Source organism: Burkholderia sp. ZZQ-2 (assembly GCF_050768715.1).
GTDB classification, from domain to species: domain Bacteria; phylum Pseudomonadota; class Gammaproteobacteria; order Burkholderiales; family Burkholderiaceae; genus Burkholderia; species Burkholderia cepacia.
On record NZ_LDVA01000348.1, the window covers coordinates 66,174 to 84,645 of the forward strand.

13 protein-coding genes and 2 pseudogenes are annotated in these 18,472 nt (G+C 61.4%); 6 read left to right on the plus strand and 9 right to left on the minus strand.

Annotation, left to right across the window (positions count from 1 at the left end):
• Positions 1–128 precede the first annotated feature (128 nt).
• Positions 129–1,688: a methyl-accepting chemotaxis protein gene (locus ABY44_RS33790; protein ID WP_060173469.1), complete on the plus strand. Its 1,560-nt coding sequence runs from the start codon at positions 129–131 to the stop codon at positions 1,686–1,688.
• A gap of 50 nt (positions 1,689–1,738) precedes the next feature.
• Here ABY44_RS33790 and ABY44_RS33795 read toward each other — a convergent pair whose 3' ends face one another.
• Positions 1,739–3,409 (minus strand): ATP-binding domain-containing protein, encoded by a 1,671-nt coding sequence (locus tag ABY44_RS33795; protein ID WP_060173468.1) that lies wholly within the window; start codon positions 3,407–3,409, stop codon positions 1,739–1,741.
• Positions 3,410–3,535: 126 nt separating this feature from the next.
• Complete coding sequence (locus tag ABY44_RS33800) at positions 3,536–4,390, minus strand: helix-turn-helix domain-containing protein (RefSeq protein WP_060173467.1); 855 nt, start codon at positions 4,388–4,390, stop codon at positions 3,536–3,538.
• Positions 4,391–4,614: 224 nt separating this feature from the next.
• Between ABY44_RS33800 and ABY44_RS33805 the strand changes: the two genes are divergently transcribed.
• Both ABY44_RS33805 and ABY44_RS33810 read left to right on the plus strand, forming a co-directional pair.
• Positions 4,615–5,949 carry an NAD(P)/FAD-dependent oxidoreductase gene (locus ABY44_RS33805; protein ID WP_060173466.1) on the plus strand — a complete coding sequence of 445 codons (1,335 nt, stop codon included), beginning with the start codon at positions 4,615–4,617 and terminating at the stop codon, positions 5,947–5,949.
• 82 nt (positions 5,950–6,031) lie between these two features.
• Entirely contained in the window at positions 6,032–7,126 is a 1,095-nt protein-coding gene (locus tag ABY44_RS33810; RefSeq protein ID WP_027789331.1) for a potassium channel family protein, read from the plus strand.
• Between the two features lie 194 nt (positions 7,127–7,320).
• On the opposite strand, the pseudogene ABY44_RS33815 reads toward ABY44_RS33810, so the two are convergent.
• Positions 7,321–7,610, minus strand: a pseudogene (locus ABY44_RS33815) (IS110 family transposase); the annotation flags it as partial.
• 934 nt (positions 7,611–8,544) lie between these two features.
• Here ABY44_RS33815 and ABY44_RS33820 point away from each other — a divergent pair.
• The 3 genes from ABY44_RS33820 (at position 8,545) to ABY44_RS33830 (ending at position 12,435) form a co-directional block, all read left to right on the plus strand.
• Entirely contained in the window at positions 8,545–9,954 is a 1,410-nt protein-coding gene (locus ABY44_RS33820) for a DUF3987 domain-containing protein (protein ID WP_193759695.1), read from the plus strand.
• Positions 9,955–10,086: 132 nt separating this feature from the next.
• Positions 10,087–11,172 (plus strand): hypothetical protein, encoded by a 1,086-nt coding sequence (locus ABY44_RS33825; RefSeq protein ID WP_124675955.1) that lies wholly within the window; start codon positions 10,087–10,089, stop codon positions 11,170–11,172.
• Between the two features lie 12 nt (positions 11,173–11,184).
• Entirely contained in the window at positions 11,185–12,435 is a 1,251-nt protein-coding gene (locus ABY44_RS33830) for an inovirus-type Gp2 protein (RefSeq protein WP_125331745.1), read from the plus strand.
• 989 nt (positions 12,436–13,424) lie between these two features.
• On the opposite strand, the gene ABY44_RS33835 is transcribed toward ABY44_RS33830, so the two are convergent.
• From ABY44_RS33835 to ABY44_RS33860, 6 genes and pseudogenes are all read right to left on the minus strand, one after another.
• On the minus strand, positions 13,425–13,616 hold the full coding sequence (locus ABY44_RS33835; RefSeq protein ID WP_124675957.1) for a hypothetical protein: 192 nt from the start codon (positions 13,614–13,616) through the stop codon (positions 13,425–13,427).
• A 942-nt stretch (positions 13,617–14,558) separates the two neighbouring features.
• A complete protein-coding gene (locus ABY44_RS33840; RefSeq protein ID WP_125331747.1) occupies positions 14,559–14,837 on the minus strand; it encodes a hypothetical protein in 279 nt (92 codons plus the stop codon).
• Between the two features lie 14 nt (positions 14,838–14,851).
• Positions 14,852–15,061, minus strand: a pseudogene (locus ABY44_RS33845) (hypothetical protein); the annotation flags it as partial.
• A gap of 400 nt (positions 15,062–15,461) precedes the next feature.
• Complete coding sequence (locus tag ABY44_RS33850) at positions 15,462–15,680, minus strand: tautomerase family protein (RefSeq protein ID WP_011548522.1); 219 nt, start codon at positions 15,678–15,680, stop codon at positions 15,462–15,464.
• Positions 15,681–15,738: 58 nt separating this feature from the next.
• Complete coding sequence (locus ABY44_RS33855; protein WP_109343340.1) at positions 15,739–16,947, minus strand: MalY/PatB family protein; 1,209 nt, start codon at positions 16,945–16,947, stop codon at positions 15,739–15,741.
• A gap of 380 nt (positions 16,948–17,327) precedes the next feature.
• Complete coding sequence (locus tag ABY44_RS33860; protein WP_125331749.1) at positions 17,328–18,437, minus strand: alkene reductase; 1,110 nt, start codon at positions 18,435–18,437, stop codon at positions 17,328–17,330.
• Positions 18,438–18,472 lie beyond the last annotated feature (35 nt).

Genomic DNA, 18,472 nt, shown 5'->3' on the forward strand with positions numbered 1-18,472 from the left:
TGCCGACGCAAAAAATTGACCGGGATCAGCCGGAAAGCGGGGCTGGACTCAAGTTTTTTGCAGGCAAACCGTAATACAGCGTGCTGCGGACCGATTGCCGCGGCACTTTTCACCGCTCACGTCCCGTCATGAACCTGAACGCCCTGTTTTCCCGTTTCTCGATCCGCACGCGGATCTTCTCCACGCTCGGCCTTGTCGCCGCGCTGCTCGTCGTGTCGGGGCTGATCGGCCTCGCCGGCATGCAGAGCTCGAACCGCGCGCTCGACGAGGCCTATACGCAGCAGCTGGCGGCGAAGACCGCGCTGTCGACGGCCAGTCTCAACCTGACGATCGTGCGCACGACGCTCGACCGCGCGCTGCTGCACCCGGAAGCGCCGGACGTGCCCGATCTCGTCAAGAAGGCCGAGAGTTATCTCGCGAAGGCCGACACCGCGTGGCGCGCCTACGCGTCGATGCCGCACGACGGCGACGAAGGCCCGCTCGCGAGCCGCCTCGACGCCGCGCGCCAGGCGCTGATCGGGCAGGCGCTGAGGCCGATGATCGACGCGGTCCGCGACGGCCGCCGCGACGAGGCCGACCGGCTGCTGATGTCGGTCGCGCCGCCGCTGTCGGTTGCGCTCACGCAGGCGACCGATGCGCTCGATGCGTACCAGGGCGCACGCGGCAAGGAGGTGTACGACACCGCGCAGACCTACTACGGCTGGATGCGTGCGGGCGCGATCGCGGGTATCGCGTTCGGCCTGGCTGCATGCCTCGGCTGCGCGATCGGCCTGCATTACGCGATTACGCAGCCGGTGAACCGCCTGCTGTCGCATTTCCGCCGCCTGTCGGAAGGCGACCTGACGTCGGAAGTGCGCTGGTCGTCGCGCGACGAGATGGCCGAACTGGTCAACGGCGTGACCGGCATGCAGCGCAGCCTCGCGGACACCGTGCGCCAGGTCAGCCAGGGTTCCGAGGCGATTTCGACGGCGACGCACCAGATCGCGGCCGGCAACACCGACCTGTCGCAGCGTACCGAGGAACAGGCGTCCGCATTGCAGGAGACGGCCGCGAGCATGGAGCAGCTCACCGCGACCGTGAAGCAGAACGCGGACAACGCGGTGGAGGCGCAGGCCTGCGCGGACACCGCGAGCGAGATCGCCACGCGCGGCGCGACCGTGGTCGGCGAGGTGATCGGCACGATGAACGAGATCGACCAGAGCTCGCAGAAGGTCGCCGACATCATCGGCACGATCGAGGGGATCGCGTTCCAGACCAACATCCTCGCGCTGAATGCGGCGGTCGAAGCCGCGCGTGCCGGCGAGCAGGGCCGCGGCTTCGCGGTGGTCGCGGGCGAGGTGCGCACGCTTGCGCAACGCTCGGCGTCGGCGGCGAAGGAAATCCGCACGCTGATCGGCGAGTCGGTCGAGCGCGTCGCGAACGGCTCGCGGCTCGTCGGCGTGGCCGGTACGACGATGCAGGACATCCAGCAGGCGATCGGCCGCGTGACGGGCATCATGACGGAGATCGCGGCCGCGTCGAACGAGCAGCGCGACGGGATCGAGCAGGTGAACCGCGCGGTGTCGCAGATGGACCAGGTCTCGCAGCAGAACGCGGCGCTCGTCGAGCAGGCTGCGGCTGCGGCGGCTTCGCTGGAGGAACAGGCGGATGGGTTGCGGCGCGCGGTGGGGGCGTTCCGGGTGGCTTGAGCGACGGTGGGCGGCGACACGACGGGCGCTTGCCCGCCGTCGCCTGCCGATTACGTCACGGTCGTGAGCTGCGCGGCCGCACGCGACGACGCGACGATCAGCAGCTTCATCGTCGCGCGCGTCGCACCGACGAACAGCTTGCGCGCGGCACGCGCGTCGAGCGTGTCGAAGTCGACCTCGGTGAGGATCACGCACGGCGCCGACTGGCCCTTGAAGCGGTAGATCGAATCGAGCAGCACGTCGCCTTCGCGATATTCCGGGTTGCCGAACAGGTCGTACTTGCCGGTGAAGCTCTTGAGCCGGTGCGGGCCGAGCTGGTCGAGCGGCGCGAGCACCGAGCCTTCGCGGCCGCGATACGACAGCACCGCGATGTCCTGCTTGCGAAAGCCAAGCGACAGCGCGTGCGTGATCGCCCGCTTGGTCGCGTCGACGCAGGCTTCGGCCAACGCGTCTTGCGACGCGCCTTCTTCCCCGTACGCCGACACCGACGGATCCGAACCGTCGAACGGGCTGCCCGAGCGCAGCTCGGCCGCGAGCGGCTCGACCCTGCCGACGATGTCGCGCACGAATTCGAGCAGGTCGCGCGGGCTCCGGTAGTTCGTGAGCGCCTTCAGCGTGACCCAGCCCGGCAGCGCGACGGGCTCGCGCATGTACAGGTTCTGCAGCGGATCTTCCAGCCACCACCATGCGCCGTCCGGCACCAGCAGGCGTTCCAGCGCGGCCGCCCACGGCGCATGGAAATCCTGTCCTTCATCGACGACCAGCACGTCGAAGCGCCAGCGTTCGGAAATGGGCGTTTGCGCGAAGCGCGCCTCGAGCCGTTCGAATTCGCCGGGCACCTGGAAGTCCGGCGTATAACCGCCGTCGCGCGCGACCCAGTCGCACAGCTGGTGGTAATTCGCGATCTTCGCGCCGGGCGGCGCGATGCGCGTGATGTAGTCGGCGAGCGGCCGGTTGAAACACACATAGAGCACGCGCTTGCCGGCCGCGACGGCATCGCGCATTGCCTGCACCGCGAGCTGCGTCTTGCCCGAGCCGGCCGTGCCGGTGACGCGCAGCCGGAACGGCGCGAATTCGAGCTGGCGCGCCCATGCGGCGAGCCCGCCCGACAGCCGCGTGACAAGCGTGCCGGCCTGCCCGACGAGCGCGCTCGTATCGGGCGTGAGCGCGAGCTCGTCCGCGAGGAAATGGTGGAGTTTCGGCGCGTTCGGAAAGTGCTCGTCGTCCTCGGGCAGGATCCGCAGGATCACCTGCGCGAGCTGCGCCTTGCGCGACGCATCGACGATGCGGTCGGCCGCAACGCCGGCGATCGACGCGTCGCGGATCGAGTAGTCGGGGCAGTACAGCAGCGCCTCGACGCCGTAGACACCCGCGCCGAGCGCGGCCGTCAGGCGCCGGTGCAGCGTTTCCTGCGTGCGCGCGAGCTGGATCGGGACGTTGCGTTCCTTCTGCAGATAGACCTTCACGAGCCCCTTCGGCGTTTCGCGCAGGAAGCCGGCTTTCTGCTCGATCAGCAGCACGCGGCCGGCCGGGCTCACGACGACGAACGCGGCCTCGCCGAACACCGAGAACGCCTGGTCGGCGCGCGTCCAGTGCACGCCGTGATACACGGTGTAGCCGTCGGGCAGCGCGTGTTCGAGGGCCGCGAGCGTTTCGCGCTCGCGTTCGGCCGCGCCGGTCGCGGCGAGGCTTTTCCAGTCGTCGGGGATGAGGCGGGCCATGGCGTCGGGCGGCGGATGCCGGCGTGGGCGTGAACGGGTGCGGCTATTGTACTGATCCACGACCCTGTTCACGACCGCCGTGCCGCGCGGACGATGGCCGTCCGGACGGGGAACGGCCCGCGGACGTTACCCGCGTGCGAGCCGTTTCGCGAGATCGGCGCTGAGGATCGCCATGCGCGCGGGTTTTTCGTAGCAGACGACGTCGAACGCGCGGATCACTTCGCTGATGTCGGCCTCGCTCGCGCGGCCGGTGAGCAGGTCGCCCGTCAGCACGAAGATCGGCGCGCCCGGGTTGTCGGACGTGCGCACGGCCTTGATCGCGGTGGCGGCCGTGCTGTCGTCGAATAGCCATTCGGTCAGGACCGCGTCGAACGCCTGGCCCTGCAGCGCGTCGACGAACGGCGCGAGGCCGTCGAATGCGGCCGTCGCGAAACCCTGGCGTTCGAGATAGCGGCACAGCTCGGTCGCGCTGACGCGATCGGGGTCGATCACCGCGACGACGAGCTTGTCGCTCTCCGCGCGGCGCGGATAGATCTCGATCTTGTGCACGTCGTACGCGTTCTGGTACAGCACGCCGGTGTGGCGCAGCACGCGCCAGCGGCTGTTCTGTTCGTACGCGACGAATTCGGGGCGCGCGCCGGCTTCGAGCGGCGCGCCGATCCATGCGGTGCACGGAATCTCGGCGACGCCCGCATAAAGTACGGCCTCCTGCGAATAGGCGCCGACCATGCCGGGGTCGAGCGTTTGCGCGCCGAACAGCTGGGCGGCGGGTTCGCCGTACGCTTCGGCGACTTTCTTGATCTGCGCGAGCGTCCAGGGGCTGCTGCCGCGCAGCTTACGATGGCCTTGCGAAAAGCTCAGGTCGAGGATGCGGCATAGCTCGGTGGTCTGCTGGCGCTTGCCGATGCCGTTGCGGGTCATCAGCTCGCGCACGCGCTCGGCAACCGCGAGGGAATCCGTGGTGATTGCTTCAGTGGTCATGCTACGGGAACGGATCGTGACGTTCAGAACGACGCCTTGCGGCAGTCTCGACGGACAGTCTTCGTGACGTCCAGGGGCGAGCCGACCGGCCACGCGCGGAAAAGATAACTTTACCGCAAAATGGTCGTTATTCAGCGTCGTGAAAGGTGCGTTTGTGTGAAAGGTGTGTCACGACGTTACCACCGCCGCCCGTATCCGGATGCATTAACCCCTGACAGGAAGCAATGACAACCACCTATCCGCTGCACGATGCCCTGACCCTTGGCGATACGCCATTCCCGGCCGACGCCGACGTCGTGATCGCCGGCGCCGGCATCATGGGCTGCGCAGCCGCGTATTACCTGGGTCTGCGCGGCCTGAAGGCCGTCGTGCTCGACAAGTCGCGTATCGCCGGGCAGCAGTCGACACGGGCGTGGGGCTTCGTGCGGCAGCAGGGCCGGGAAGCTGCCGAGGTGCCGCTGATGATGGCCGGCATGCGGATCTGGGAAGCGTTAGAGGAAACCCTCGGTTTTGATCTCGAATGGCGGCAGGGCGGCTGTCTTTATATTGCGGACAACGAAACGGACTGGGCGTCGTTCAACGCGTGGCTCGCGGTCGCGCGCGAGCACGGACTCGACACGCGCACGCTGACGCGCGCGCAGATCGACGAGCGCGTCAGCGGCCTTTCGCCGCAGGCACGCACGCTCGGCGGGCTGTATACGGCGACCGACGGGCAGGCCGAGCCGCGCCGGGTGGCTGCCGCGTTCGCCGCGCGTGCCGTCGAGGCCGGCGCGCGCTTCTTCGAAGGCTGCGGCGTGACCGCGATCGAGACGGCCGGCGGCGCGGTGGTCGGCGTCGTGACCGAGCGCGGCACGATCCGCACGCGGCGCGTGATCTGCGCGGCGGGCGCGACCAGCTTCCGGCTGCTCGACGGCGTCTGCATCCGGCTGCCGCAGCAGGCCGTCCGCGGTACCTGCATGCGCACCAATGTGGTGCCGCCGGTGTCGGCGTCGACGGTGTGGGGGCACGGCCTCGGCATCCGGCAGCGCAAGAACGGCGCGATCAATCTCGCCGACGACATGCAGGTCGACGTCGACCTGACGCTCGGCCACCTGCGCGGGTTGAGCCTGTTCTGGCCGGAGTTCTGGTCGCAGCGCGACAAATTCCGGCTGCACGTGAACGGGGCTGCCTGGCGCGATGCGCTTGCGCGTATCAACGGTGCGACCGGGCCGATCGAGCCGCGCGATCCGCAGCCGCAGCCGAATCGCGCGCATGCGCCGCGTGCACTCGCGAAACTCAAGACGATCTTTCCCGCGCTGAAGGACGCGCAGATCGTCGAGGCCTGGGCCGGCCTGATCGACGTGCTGCCCGACGGCATTCCGGTGATCGACGCGCCGGGCACGCCGTCCGGGCTCGCGATTGCGACGGGGTTCTGCGGCCACGGTTTCGCGATGGGGCCGATCGTCGGGCGGCTGCTTGCCGAATGGATCGACACCGGCGCGCCGTCGCTCGACCTGTCGGCATTTCGCGCGCAGCGTTTTGTCGACGGGACGATGGTGCGGCCGCGCAGCATGTTGTAGCGGACGAATCGATGTGATGACGTCGGCCGGTCGCGGCCGACCCATCGTAGAATCGAGCCCGCATCCTTCAGGAGATTCCCCGTTGGCATCGCCCTCCGCCCAGCGCCGCTCGTTGCGCTCACGCCTGCGCCGCGCGCGCAACCCGTGGCAGGCGCCGCGCGCGCGCACGCTGTTCACGCGTCGCGCGACGTCGCCGCGCCGCACACTGTTGTTCCGTCTCGGCGCGGTCGCGCTGCTGTGCACGCTCGCGTTCCTCGTGCTGTATCTCGATCGCGACGGGTTGCGCGATTCGACCAAGAGCACGCCGATGACCGTCGCCGATCTCGTGTACTTCACGATGGTCACGGTCGCGACGGTCGGCTACGGCGACATCGTGCCCGTCACCGCACGGGCGCGTCTCATCGATGCGTTCTTCATCGTGCCGATCCGCATCGTCATCTGGTTCATTTTCCTGGGCACGGCCTATCAGTTCGTGATCCAGCGCGTCGTCGAGGAATTCCGCATGAAACGCCTGCAAAAGCAATTGTCCGATCACATCGTCGTATGCGGTTATGGCCTGTCGGGCTCGATCGCGGTGCGCGAATTGCTCGAGAGCGGCGTCGATCCGGCGACGGTCATCGTGATCGATTCGCAGCAGCAGGCGCTCGAGGCCGCGACGTCGCTCGGCGTGACCGGGCTGCTCGGCGATCCCGCGCACGAGGATCTGCTGCAGCAGGCGCAGGTGCGTTCGGCGAAGGCGGTGATCATTTCGGTGACCGATGATCCGACCGCGATCCTGCTGACGCTGTCGGTGCGCAGCATCGCGCCCGATACGAAGATCGTCGTTCGGATCCAGGAGAACCTGTACCAGCGGCAACTGCGGCAGGCGGGCGCCGACGTGATCGTGTCGTCGACGAAGATCGGTGCGCTGCTGCTCGCGGACGCCGTGCATAGCCGCTATATCGTGCCGTTCGTGAACGACATGCTGTCGACGCGCGGACGCGCGACGCTGCTGGAGCGCGAGGCGATGCCGCAAGAGGTCGGCTGCATGACGAACGTCGTGCCGGGTGCGATCGTCGTCGGGCTCGATCGGTGCGGGAAGATTTTTTCGTTCTACGAGGACCCGCCTTGCAGGATCGAGGCAGGGGACACGCTGGTTGTGATTCAGTCGGCGCGGATTCCGGATCCGGATGTGTGAGGAATCAATTATTTTATTACTTATACTTTTCAAGTAGTTGGGGATGGAAATTTTCGCGATGACTTGTCTATCTTTTTATGTGTAGGCGGCATGTAGGCGTTCTGTGTCAACGGCAATCCACGCCGATCGACATTGAGCGCGCCATCGAGCGTCGTCGCTATCTCTTGACCGTCACCACGAGGGGTGCTCCGCTCCTATGTCCTGCGTAATGCATTAGGGGCTGACTTGGGTTGGTAAATGGCGCCGTCACGCAGTATGGCGAACAGAACGTCGCAGTGTCGCCTTGGCAGTGCGATGAGTGCTTAGTTATGGGCCTCGCCTGCTGGACCTTGCGCGAAAATTCATCCGTGAGACACCATCTCGCAGTGCTGAAGGTGGACGGGAGCAAGGCGCGCTTGAGTACCTTGTTGCCGCGTCTGGACGAGTGCTCAGCACTGACGGACGATCTTGAGCGCCGGCTGACCGACGCGTGTACAGGATACGCTCCGGCGCTGTTGCCGCACGTGCTGCGAGTCAGTGGCCTAGTGCGGAAATCCTTGGGCCGCTTCTATTTCCAGTGTCTCCGAGCATGAGATATCGATGGAGTTTTGGGAAAGCGTTGATCAAAGATGCTCGAAGCCCCTAGCTGGGATAAATACATGTAAAATCCTGCCAGCCGCTCCGTCACAGGTTGCCGCTCCAGTATCAAGACACCCAAGCATCGCAAATACACCCATTAGGGTTGAGGCTAATAGCCAAAACATCCTATCTGCTTAGCTGTAGTGAAGCTGGCCGCTGATGGTCAGCATTGTCCGAATGCGCATGAAATTTTTGCGCCTCGGATGCCTCTTGTCGGGCGGACGCTCGATCGAGAGTGCCACTGCACGCCCCTATATCCCGTTGTTGTCGACTAGTTGTTGCCGCTGCACCGCTTCTTTGTCCGTTGCGGTCACTGGGGCTTTGCGTCTTCAACAGGCATCTGCGTGACATTGTCCGACACGCAGGCTGCAGGGATTTTTCGGACCTCACTCAACGTAGATTGCTGCTGTGACCAGTGATCGTTTTGAGGGGTCACAAATGACTTCAATTGATAAGCGGTGCAAGGGTGTAAGCAAAAACTTGGCGTGCGTCGAGCAAGGAGATTTTGATGTTCGAGCTCAGAGCGCGCTAAACCACACGCGCGATACCAGCGATTGCGCATCTCCACATTTTGAGCCGCGCCTTACGACAGAGCAGGTCGCTCACGTCTTTGGAATCGAGCCTCAGACGGTTCGGAAGCGCTGGTCGCAAACGGGCTCATATTTCGGCTTGACGCCTATCAAGCTTCCGAACCGGCGGCTCATGTGGAGTGCCGACGCCGTGGCGAAATTTCTGCGCGGGGAGGCTCTGTGATGAACGGATACCTTCTTCCTAGCGTGGATAGGGATGTCGGAACCGGCATGCCGCAAATTACTGGTACGCGCTTCCAGCGGGTTTTCGACGAGCTTCGACACAACTGCTGCGCGGCGGATGAGTTGACACTGTTCTTGTTACTCGGAATGACTGCCTTCGCATGTCAGGACGGTGTGTCTGTTCACCTGAGAAACGGAACGCTCTCGCCGATCACGGGTTATTTCATTGTCAGTGCGCCTCCAGCGAGTGGAAAGTCAACGGTGCTCACGCGCTTACTGCGACCATTCCGGCAGGCGGAGATCGAGGCGAATGAAGGCAGCGCGCAGCTGTATCGCCACTACCACGCGAAACGAGTGGTGTGGCGATCGCAAGTCCGTCGGCTTACACGCGAAATCGATGAAGCAATTGCGGCTGGGGGGGATCCTAGCTGCCTCAGTGCGCGATTGAGCGCGTTGTTTCCCGACGAGCCACGATCGCCGCGCACCGCGTCATGGCTTGCTGAGGACGCAACTATTCAAGCGTTGCGTCGTCGTTTGCACACCACGTGGCCATCCGCTGGGATTGTGCTTGACGAGGGCGTTCGGTTTTTGACAAGCAAGCTGTCAAACGCCTTTGCAGACTTTTGCACGCTACATGACGCACGTCTTGCGAAGAACGAGCGAATTTCCACAGGTACTGAGTCAATCCCGCAGGCATTCCTTTCGATGGTCATCGCGACGCAGCCCGGCCCACTGTTCGAGTACTTGCACAGGCATGGCGCGAACGCATTCAAGACTGGTTTTCTGTCGCGTGTCCAGCTTCTGGACGTGCCGTCTCGAAGCCCGATGGTCGCACCGAGCGGGCACACGCTGGAGAAAGCGGCACTCGAGGAATATGACGATCGCGTCGTCTCGTTGGCACGTGATGCGCGTAAGCGCATGCGCAGCGATGGCACCTTCGACCCGGTAGTTCTTGAATTTTCCGAGGCCGCAGGTCGCATGCTCGATAGCATGCCGCAAATGATCAAGGCGCGGTTCTGGAGCGTCGGACAATTGCCTGAAATGGAACCGTATCTACTGCGGCTTCCCGTTCTCATGGCGCGAATTGCTGCCGCCCTTCATCGCTTCGAAGGCGATGAAGGGCTGATCTCGGACACAACGATGCGGGTTGCTGCCGAGCTGGGGTTCTGGTTGGCGCAGCAGACGAGCCAGGTGCTTTTGCGCTCGAAAGAGCCCTCAGCGGTGGAGAAGAACGACATTGACATACTCGTGCACATATTACATGTCCATGTTCTCCGGTGCCGCCGTCCGTTTGTCACTAGAGGAGAGCTCGCGGACATGGCCCCTGGATTTGGTCTCGACGAAGTCCGTTGCAAGCGGGCGCTGCATGCCTTGTGTCAAGCCCACTGGGTGTCGCTGCACAGCCGCGGGAGTGCCAAGTTCATTCGCCTGTCGCCGCAATATTTTCCCGGCTGTTAATTCGAATTGAACCGTTCGCCTGTTCAGCGCCATCAAGCGCGGACGGGCGGCGTATGCCCGCCGTTGAGCTTGAAACTCCGGCAGATGCCGGCTATTCCATCGAATCGCGGCGGACGAACGAAAAGGATTTCCGTGAACACATACTTGAATTCAGAAATGGAAGTCGATCAGGGTGCCATGAAGACTTCCGCTCTTCTACCAACAGCAGGATGGGCGCAGTCTCGTGCGCTAACTACGCTGGCTCTCGCACTTCTGACGACGGCGACCTCAGTCGGTATCGCAGTGCTGTCTGGTTTGCAGCGAGCAGTAGGACTGCAGGAGCAGGCGGTCAGCGTCGCACTGGCAGTGGCGGCGGTCATGGGAACCCATTTGCTTCCTGCTTTAGGGCGAGGGCGATCCATTTCTGTCCGTTGTTGTGCGATTGCACTTTGCGCAGCGAGCTTCGTCGTAACACTGTATGGCCAGGTGTCGTTTTTCCTCACGACTCAGCGCGATGCCGGAAGCCAGCGTGCACACGCTGCAGAGGTTTCGTCTGCCGTTGCGCAAAAGGAGTCGGTGCCAACGCGCGATTTGATGGCGATTGCCGTGGATATCGAACGCACTCGGACAGAGATGGCTAGCAACAACTCGAAGCACTGCACTTCAGACTGCCAGATACAGCGTAAGCGTCACGACGTACTCGACGCCAAGCTCCAGCGACTATTGGTCGAGGAGAGTCAAGCATATCGCCGCGAGACTGAAATCGATCGTCGGGCTGACTTGCAGGAACGACTGCACGACTCGATGCGTGAAGACCCCGTGACTGCACGGCTCGCCCAGTTGACTAGTGTTGACGATCAAACGCTGAACCTCTTCCTTGCGCTCATGTGTGCGGGCGTGCTCGACCTTACTGGTGGGTTTTGCTGGTACTTGGTATTTGGGCGTAGTCGCCGACACATGGGTGCAGTGGTCGCTCCGGTCGTCGCAGGCGCAACTGTGGGTAGTCGCGGGCAACCGTCTGATACTGACATAGTGACTCTCGAAGTCGGCTCGCAAGTCGTCGAGGAGGTCGATAGACGACTATTGCAGCTTGTTGACGATGTTGCCAATGGCAAGGTTCGTCCAACGGTCGATGGTATCCGAGAGCACTTCAATTGTGCCCAAAAAACTGCGAGTCACCTGCGTCGCCGATACCAGGCTCTGTGTGACGCTACTCAATCCACTACTCTGCAGAGTTAACAGGAGCCTGCCATGACTATTTATCAGTATCGACGCGAAACGCCATGGATCGCGGCAGGTGCCTACTACGTCTATTCGGATGACGACAATCAGCTGCGCCAAGCCGTGCTGACGTACAGCACTGTTCGCCGCAGAATTCTCAATCGTATCGACGACGACATGATGAGTGCCGTCGTGGAACACGAAGGCGGCAGTTTGCGGATTCTTTCTGAGGCATTCGGGTCGTTGGCGCGCTTCGTAAGTCTGATGGACTGGCTTACGTGGCTTGTCATAAGCAACGAAGGAAACGCGTACGATTTTGAGCGACGTGAGGAGGATGGCAAGGTAATTCGGGTCCAGGAGCATGCGTTGGGACGTTACTACGGCTTGCTTCTGCCTCTTGTTCGCGCGGTATTCGATCCCGAGTTGGATCTCGATCGGTTCAGGTTGCCGCCGTATGCCGAACTCTTTTGCGATGTGATCACCAATCTCGTAGGCAGAGTGCCGACTCTTGGTGATTGTTTAAGTAGACAACCAACATTTTTTAACACCGATGTGAGGTTGTTTAGTGGCGAACTCGTAAACGAGTTATTCAGATTGCTCCGGAGGGAGGCTAAGGCCCGATTGATTGGAAAAATTGTGTCGGCGCGCAAAGACGACGGAGTGCGGGCAACTAAACGGATGCAGAAATTTAAAAATGAATGTTTCCAACAGTGCCCGGAACTGAACGTAATGCTGCTCGAGTGTACTTATCGGCCGCCTGAAAATCCAGTACTTGAGATCCCCGTCTCGCTTGGCCAAGCCAAGAGGGATCACGGAAGATTCGTCAACCGGCTCCGAGCCGACGGGAAATTCGCAGCCGTCGCAATCGGTGGCATTTGGTCATTGGCTTGGGGGCGGCATAAAGGACATCACTATCGCTGGATATTCCTGCTCGATGCTTCGATGGTTAAGCACTCGAGAGAGTGGTCCACTCTCGTCGCCAGCGTTTGGGAGGATGTGGTTGGCGTCGATGCCGCATATGTTCGGGTATCAGGGGTGAACGACGCGGCTTCTCCTGTAACAGGACTCGTCGCTGTTGACGACGTAAACAGGATGAAATCGCTGGACGATGAGTTGGGATATCTAGCTCAGAGAGATGGTTTTATTCAACTAAAAGAGACCGGGGGGGTACGCTCGTGGGGCACGTGGGTTCCAGCCAACACACGTATTGATCGATGCCGCAAAGCGCCGGATGGAGCAACAGGTGTCGATCGTGAAGGGAGCGGTGGCGGAGACGCGTAAGTCATACACTCGTTGAAGTCGAAGTTGGATCGCCGCGACGGGTTCGTATTTTTATGCCCGTCGCGGTGGTCATAAGCTGCAATTTAACGTGGGCCGGTGACCGGAGTACCCTACGAATTGTGCCGACGCATAATTCGTAGGGCCACAGTGCCTTTGTGCTCGCTTGTGAGGTAGTGATTGAAATAACGAGTCCTCGAAGATTGACGAGCATTTTCCAAGTCGAGCATGCCAGAAGGCTAACATCTGGTTGCGCCGATCCGGGGCTTGCGGTACCTTCCCGACAACTAGCTGATCTCCGTCAGGACTTGTCTGCTGGCTTGGGGGTGCTTAAGTTAAGTACATGGCGCGACTGGCGGCGCGCATGATCCAAATTTGGAAGCACTCTCCCCAGCGGGAGAATTAAATGGTAATCGACAAACTGCTCCGGTTCGAACGAAAGGGCGGCTACGCCCGATAGTTTGCACCGGAGTAGTTTGTTTACCAAAGAATAGACTCGGTATAAAAATATATCGTCTTAATCGTATATCTTATAGGAGTGGTGCTTCGGCATCACGTTTCTTCCTCCTTTCCCTCTGGGAAAAGGAGGAAGAACCTACGGAGATGGAGAAAAAGGTTCACCTTAGTGAGCGAGTGAAACGAAGCGATCTAATAAGCGAAGCGCCCTATGTGCATGTGAGTGCACGGGCGCGAAGCGTTATCCGTTTATCGGTGACCCTCAAAGGTCACCGACTAACTTTAATAAGCGGAACGAGGACTCCTCGTGGAGCGTCAACTTATCGAGGCCCCGGAGTGGGGCGAGATCTAACTTTGAAATAGCGCAGTGTCCAACGCGCCTTATGGGCGCTAAGGACACGCAGCGTCGTCTTCAGCTCGAAGTGGTCGAGTCGACCACGAGAATGATCTTTAAAAATAAGCGGTCTATCTACCCTATGTCCGACAGGGCAATCGAATGCCATCCTCCACTATGTGCATAATGGCGATCTCCGACATCAAAGCAGTCTGAGATTCCGAATCTTCCCAATTTGAGGTGAGCGTTTCAAGATCAGGTCAGTAAGGTACTCTGGCAATAGCACTGGCGGAACATTTGCTGGGACGTCATCAATAAGCTGAGATGGTACCTGAACGATGAAGTCGTCAGGAGCATCGATCAGGCTGTGTTCGTATGCGACACGGACTTGCATGAGGTGTGCGAGGCAGTTTGGGAAGGTTGATTCTATCGGATGGAAACGACGCACTGGACTAAGAAAATGGCTCCATTGCAGATGGAGCGTGATTGTCGTGCTTGGGGTTGCTGGAGGGCGTGCATGACGACGTGAGGTGTCTGAGGCAGAGTAGCTTCCGTATTCCGGGTAAACTCTACTCGCCGAGATCGAAATAATCGTCATACATTGACCGCGTAGTAAAAATTGACCATCTTTTAGAAGAGGTGTTGATGACCCGCCGCGGCTGGCCGCCGGCCACCAGTACGGAGACTTGGTGTGGCAGCTGCCGGTCACCGTCCGGGCCCGCGTAGCGGGTGCCGCTAGATGCTCGAGCGTGGCGCCAGCGGGGCCTATCGCCGCGTCCGGCCGGCGGCCCGTCGACGTGGATCTTCGGCCGCGGGTCGGCGCCTGGCGCGTGCTGCGCGCGGCGCCGGATGATCGAACTCGGCGCCGGCGATACCAATCACTACGGCCGGCCGCGGCCCCGCGCCACGTCGGCCTGCAACTCCAACTGCGGGCATATGCCTGGCAAGCGATTGCGGAAAGCGCAGATCTCGTCAACCCACAATCGACCTGAGCCGCTTTGCGCCTCCGATAGCGCGCTCGCCGCGCGGGGCGTTCCACCGCCTCGGCATGCCGCCGCCACCGATCTCCCGTCCCATCAGCTTGTCGTCCTAGTTCCGCGACCGTAGCGCTGCCTTTGCTGCGTCAAGGTGCGCGGGGCCGTGTCATCCACGGCGCTTTCTCCCGCACCAACCTTCGCTTGCTCCCTTGACCCGGTGCTGGCCTGCGTTCGTCCGTGCGCGGGACGACGAACTAACGGGACCCCGTTGCATCATCTCGGAGCGAGCCGATCGAACGCTGCAGCCAAACGGCGTGTGATATGCCTCGTCAAACGGTACGGGAGTCTACCGGCGTGCGCTACCGTGTCGCTCCCCCCTTGGCGGAGCGTTTCACTCTCGCCAATACCTCCTGCAGCGTTGCGAGCGGCGTGGCGCGCAGCTGCCGCTCATGCTCGGCCAGAAGCGCCGCGCACAAATCGTGCGCCGACGCACCCGCGAACCATCCTCCAGTGTTTTCCCCGTGCTCAAGCGCTTCATTTAACGCGAACTCCAACTCCCCCAGTACGGCCGGATCGATCTTGACCGGGGTGGCCTCGCCGATGAACCCCGCGACCACCCCCATCTCCAGCAGGATCATGACGCCGTGTTCGGATCGGCGCGCGAATCGAACCAGTGGTGTTGCTTCGCCACGCGATCGACGATCGCCGGATCCACGCCGAGCGCCTTGCCGGCTTCCCGCGACGCGCTGTGCGGCCGGTACGTCGTGACGGCGGCCGTCAGCGCTGCGCGATCGCGGCCGTACTTGCGGTAGATGTACTGCATGACCTCTTCGCGACGCTGATGCTCGGAATCGACCTCGATATAGAACCTTAGCGGGCTCTACCGATTCGGCCGGTGGCTCTCAAGCATTGAACGTGTACGCTATCTTGTCTTTGTAGATGCAAGCGGCTGTTCGGGAGCATCAAACTACGGCCCCGCGTGGCATTTTTCGGCGCGTAATACTTAGACTAACCCGGTAGCCTGGTTGCCACTGCATCAATGCAGTACGTCGAATGGGCGTTCGGGCGCCTTCGGCAATGCCGGCACAGTATCGTCTAGTTCGGTGCCGCGCGGGAATTACCTATCCGGTGACCGGGCCCACTCGATCTATCGAGCTGGCTGCGCGTTATAGGTAGCATGCCGTGGAAGCAATGAAAAAGGGCTCCAACGGCATAAGCGATGGTCGCTTCACTGCCGCTGGAGCCCGTTCAGGGCCAGCCAGTTACTGGCCTGCGGCCAGTGCCTTAACCCTCTCGGTTGTTAGTGCGTTGCCGGCAATGCCCCAGTCACCGCTCTTTACTTCTTCAACGATAACCCAGGTAACGGGCCGCATGCTTTCGCCCTCGATCGACACCATTGCGTCGGTAAGGGTAGAAATGATCTTTTCCTTGTCGGCTGCGGAGAAAACGCCTTCGATGACTTTTACGTTAATGAGCGGCATAAGTGTTCCTTTGGTTCGTTTGAATTGATGCTGCTGTCTTGCCTTACGTCGGCTTGATTCAATGGTATTGCTTCACAATTGCATCTCGGATTCGTTCGAGGGACAGCCGAAGCTGCGCCCGCGGACACGCAAGATTGAGTCGCACTCTTCGGTCGCCGTTCTCGACGAACATCTCTCCGCCTTCCAGAACGACGCCTGATTTTTCAAGAAAGAAACGCGTGAGGTTGACTGAATCGTCGAAATAGGTCCGTAGGTCGATCCACGCCAGATAAGTCGCTTCCGGAACGCGAAATTTTGCTTTTGGCAAGTGTTCGCTCAGAAAGCGTTGAGTCAGGGCGAAGTTCTCGTCCAGATACAGCCGCAGCGCATCCAACCACGGAGCGCCATCGCGGTACGCACCGATGGCGGCGGCGAGACTGAGCGGGTTCACGAACGGGTAGTGGCGCCGTTTCCATTCTGAGCGCAATTCCGGATCCGGGATGATGACGGTCGCGATCATCATTCCTGCCAGATTGAACGTCTTGCTAACGGCCATGCACGTGATGATGTCCGGGCTACCCGGGAACAACTTCGCCAACGGCGTGTGTGCATTTCCGGTTCTTAGCAAGTCGCAATGGATCTCGTCAGAAACAATCTTCACACCGTTTGCGATGCAGAGTTCACCCATTCGGCGCAGCTCGTCGCTTGTCCAGATCCGGCCGGTCGGATTGTGAGGGTGGCAGAGGAAAAAGAGCTTCACCGCCGGATCGCTAACTTTCGCTTCGAAGTCCTCAAAGTCGATCGAGTACTTGCCGTCGTCGGATGCGAGCATGCGTGACGTCACGAATTCGCGATCGCGCTGAAGCGCCGCGTGTTTGAAGTACCCATAGGCCGGCGTCAGACTAAGCACTTTGTCGCCGGGGCGGCACACATATTCTACGAGTGCGAAGAGGGCTGGTATGACGCCGAGTGAGACCTGCATTTCCTCGCGAGCGAAATGCCAGCTGTATCGTTGCGCACACCAGGAGTGGAAAGCCTGATAGAGCTGCTCGTCCAGGTCCGCCGTGTAGCCGAAGATGGGATGTTTGAGGCGCTCGGTAATGGCATCGATGGCGGCATCGGGGGCGGCGAATTGCATGTCGGCGACCCACATCGATATCAGCTCTTCTCTCGGCATCTCGAGTGCAAGTGCAGGTGCATCCGCTCCGAACAGATAATTCGCGAAACCTTCCTCCGCCATTGCATTTGTGTTGCGGCGGGAGATCGAGCGATCAAAGTTATAGCCCATACTGGATTCTCCATGTACGAAATCAAGCATTCAACGAGCCTCGCGCGATGCAGCTGTTGGTCTATCGCACCGACGGACGACGGCATATCCGCTTGACCTTTCGGTCCCATGACGCGCAACAGTTTCGAAGGCCTGCATTGACGTCGATGGGGAGTCTGAATGTGGCATGCAACCTGAGGCGACGCGTTGACCGGCCCGGATCACGGTCGGCCGGCCAAGTTTCGCCAGATCTTCTGATGCTATTAAATGCCGATGGGAAGCACTTCGAACGACTTGGAAAAGTTGATTCGGAGACTTCCCATGCAAGCAGTCCGAGCCCGCCGTACCTCATCTCGCGTTCATGTCGGGGACCGGAATGATGCGTCGGCATTTCAGTCCGATTACGCGGTTTCCTGCTCGAAAGTCGGATAATCGGTGTAGCCCTTGGCACCAATGACGCCATAGAAGGTCGACCGATCGGGCTCCGTGAGCGGCCAACCGTTCTTCATCCGCTCCACCAAATCGGGATTGGAAATGAAGGCCGTGCCGAACGCGATCAGGTCAAGTTCTCCCTTCGCCAGTTCGGCTTCGGCGAGCTCCTGCGTGAAGCCGCCGGCGCCGATCAGCGTGCCTTGGTAGGCCTTGCGAAAGGCCGCACCAAAGCCATCCGGAGTACCTGCTGCAGAAATGGTCGTCTGATAGTTCAGGTGCACGAACGCCAGCTTCCGTTCGTTCAAGGCCGAGGCCATGCTCGCCCACGCATCCGCTTCCCCTTCGAAGGACTCCATATCGTAGATGCGCCCGAACGGCGAGACCCGCACGCCCACCTTTTCACCGCCAATGGCGTCCGCCAGGGCGTCGATCGTCTCCAGCAAAAAGCGCTGACGATTAGCGATGGAACCGCCATATTGGTCGGTGCGGGTGTTCAGCGCGCTGCTCAGGAACTGGTCGAACAGGAAGGCATTGGCCGCCATCACTTCTACGCCGTCGAAGCCTGCGTCCATCGCCCGACGCGCGGATGCAACGAAGTCCTGAGTGACACGTTGCACTTCGTCCGTGGTCAGCGCACGCGGCACACTCGGGAGGACCGGGCCCTCCTTGCCGGGTTCTACCCACGCGTAGACCATGGTCGTGGTCGCCGGCACTTCGCCCGACGACACCGGAGCCGCATTGCCAGGCTGGATGGAAACGTGGGACAGCCGGCCAACGTGCCAGAGCTGGGCAAAGATTTTGCCGCCCTTTTTGTGCACGGCGTCGGTGACCTTCCGCCATCCTTCCGTCTGCTCGTCGGTGTACAGACCCGGCGTATACAGATAGCCTCGGCCCTCTTCGGACACCGGAAGACCTTCGGTGATGATCAAGCCGGCGGAAGCACGCTGCGCGTAGTAGAGCGCGGTGAGATCGTTGGGAATGTTATCGGGCGTACGCGTGCGCGTCATCGGTGCCATGACGACGCGGTTGGCGAGCTGCGTCCCGGAGAGATCGTAGGGCGTAAACAATTTACTCATCATGTTGCTCAAAATGTAGGTGCGCCAGGGCGCTGGTG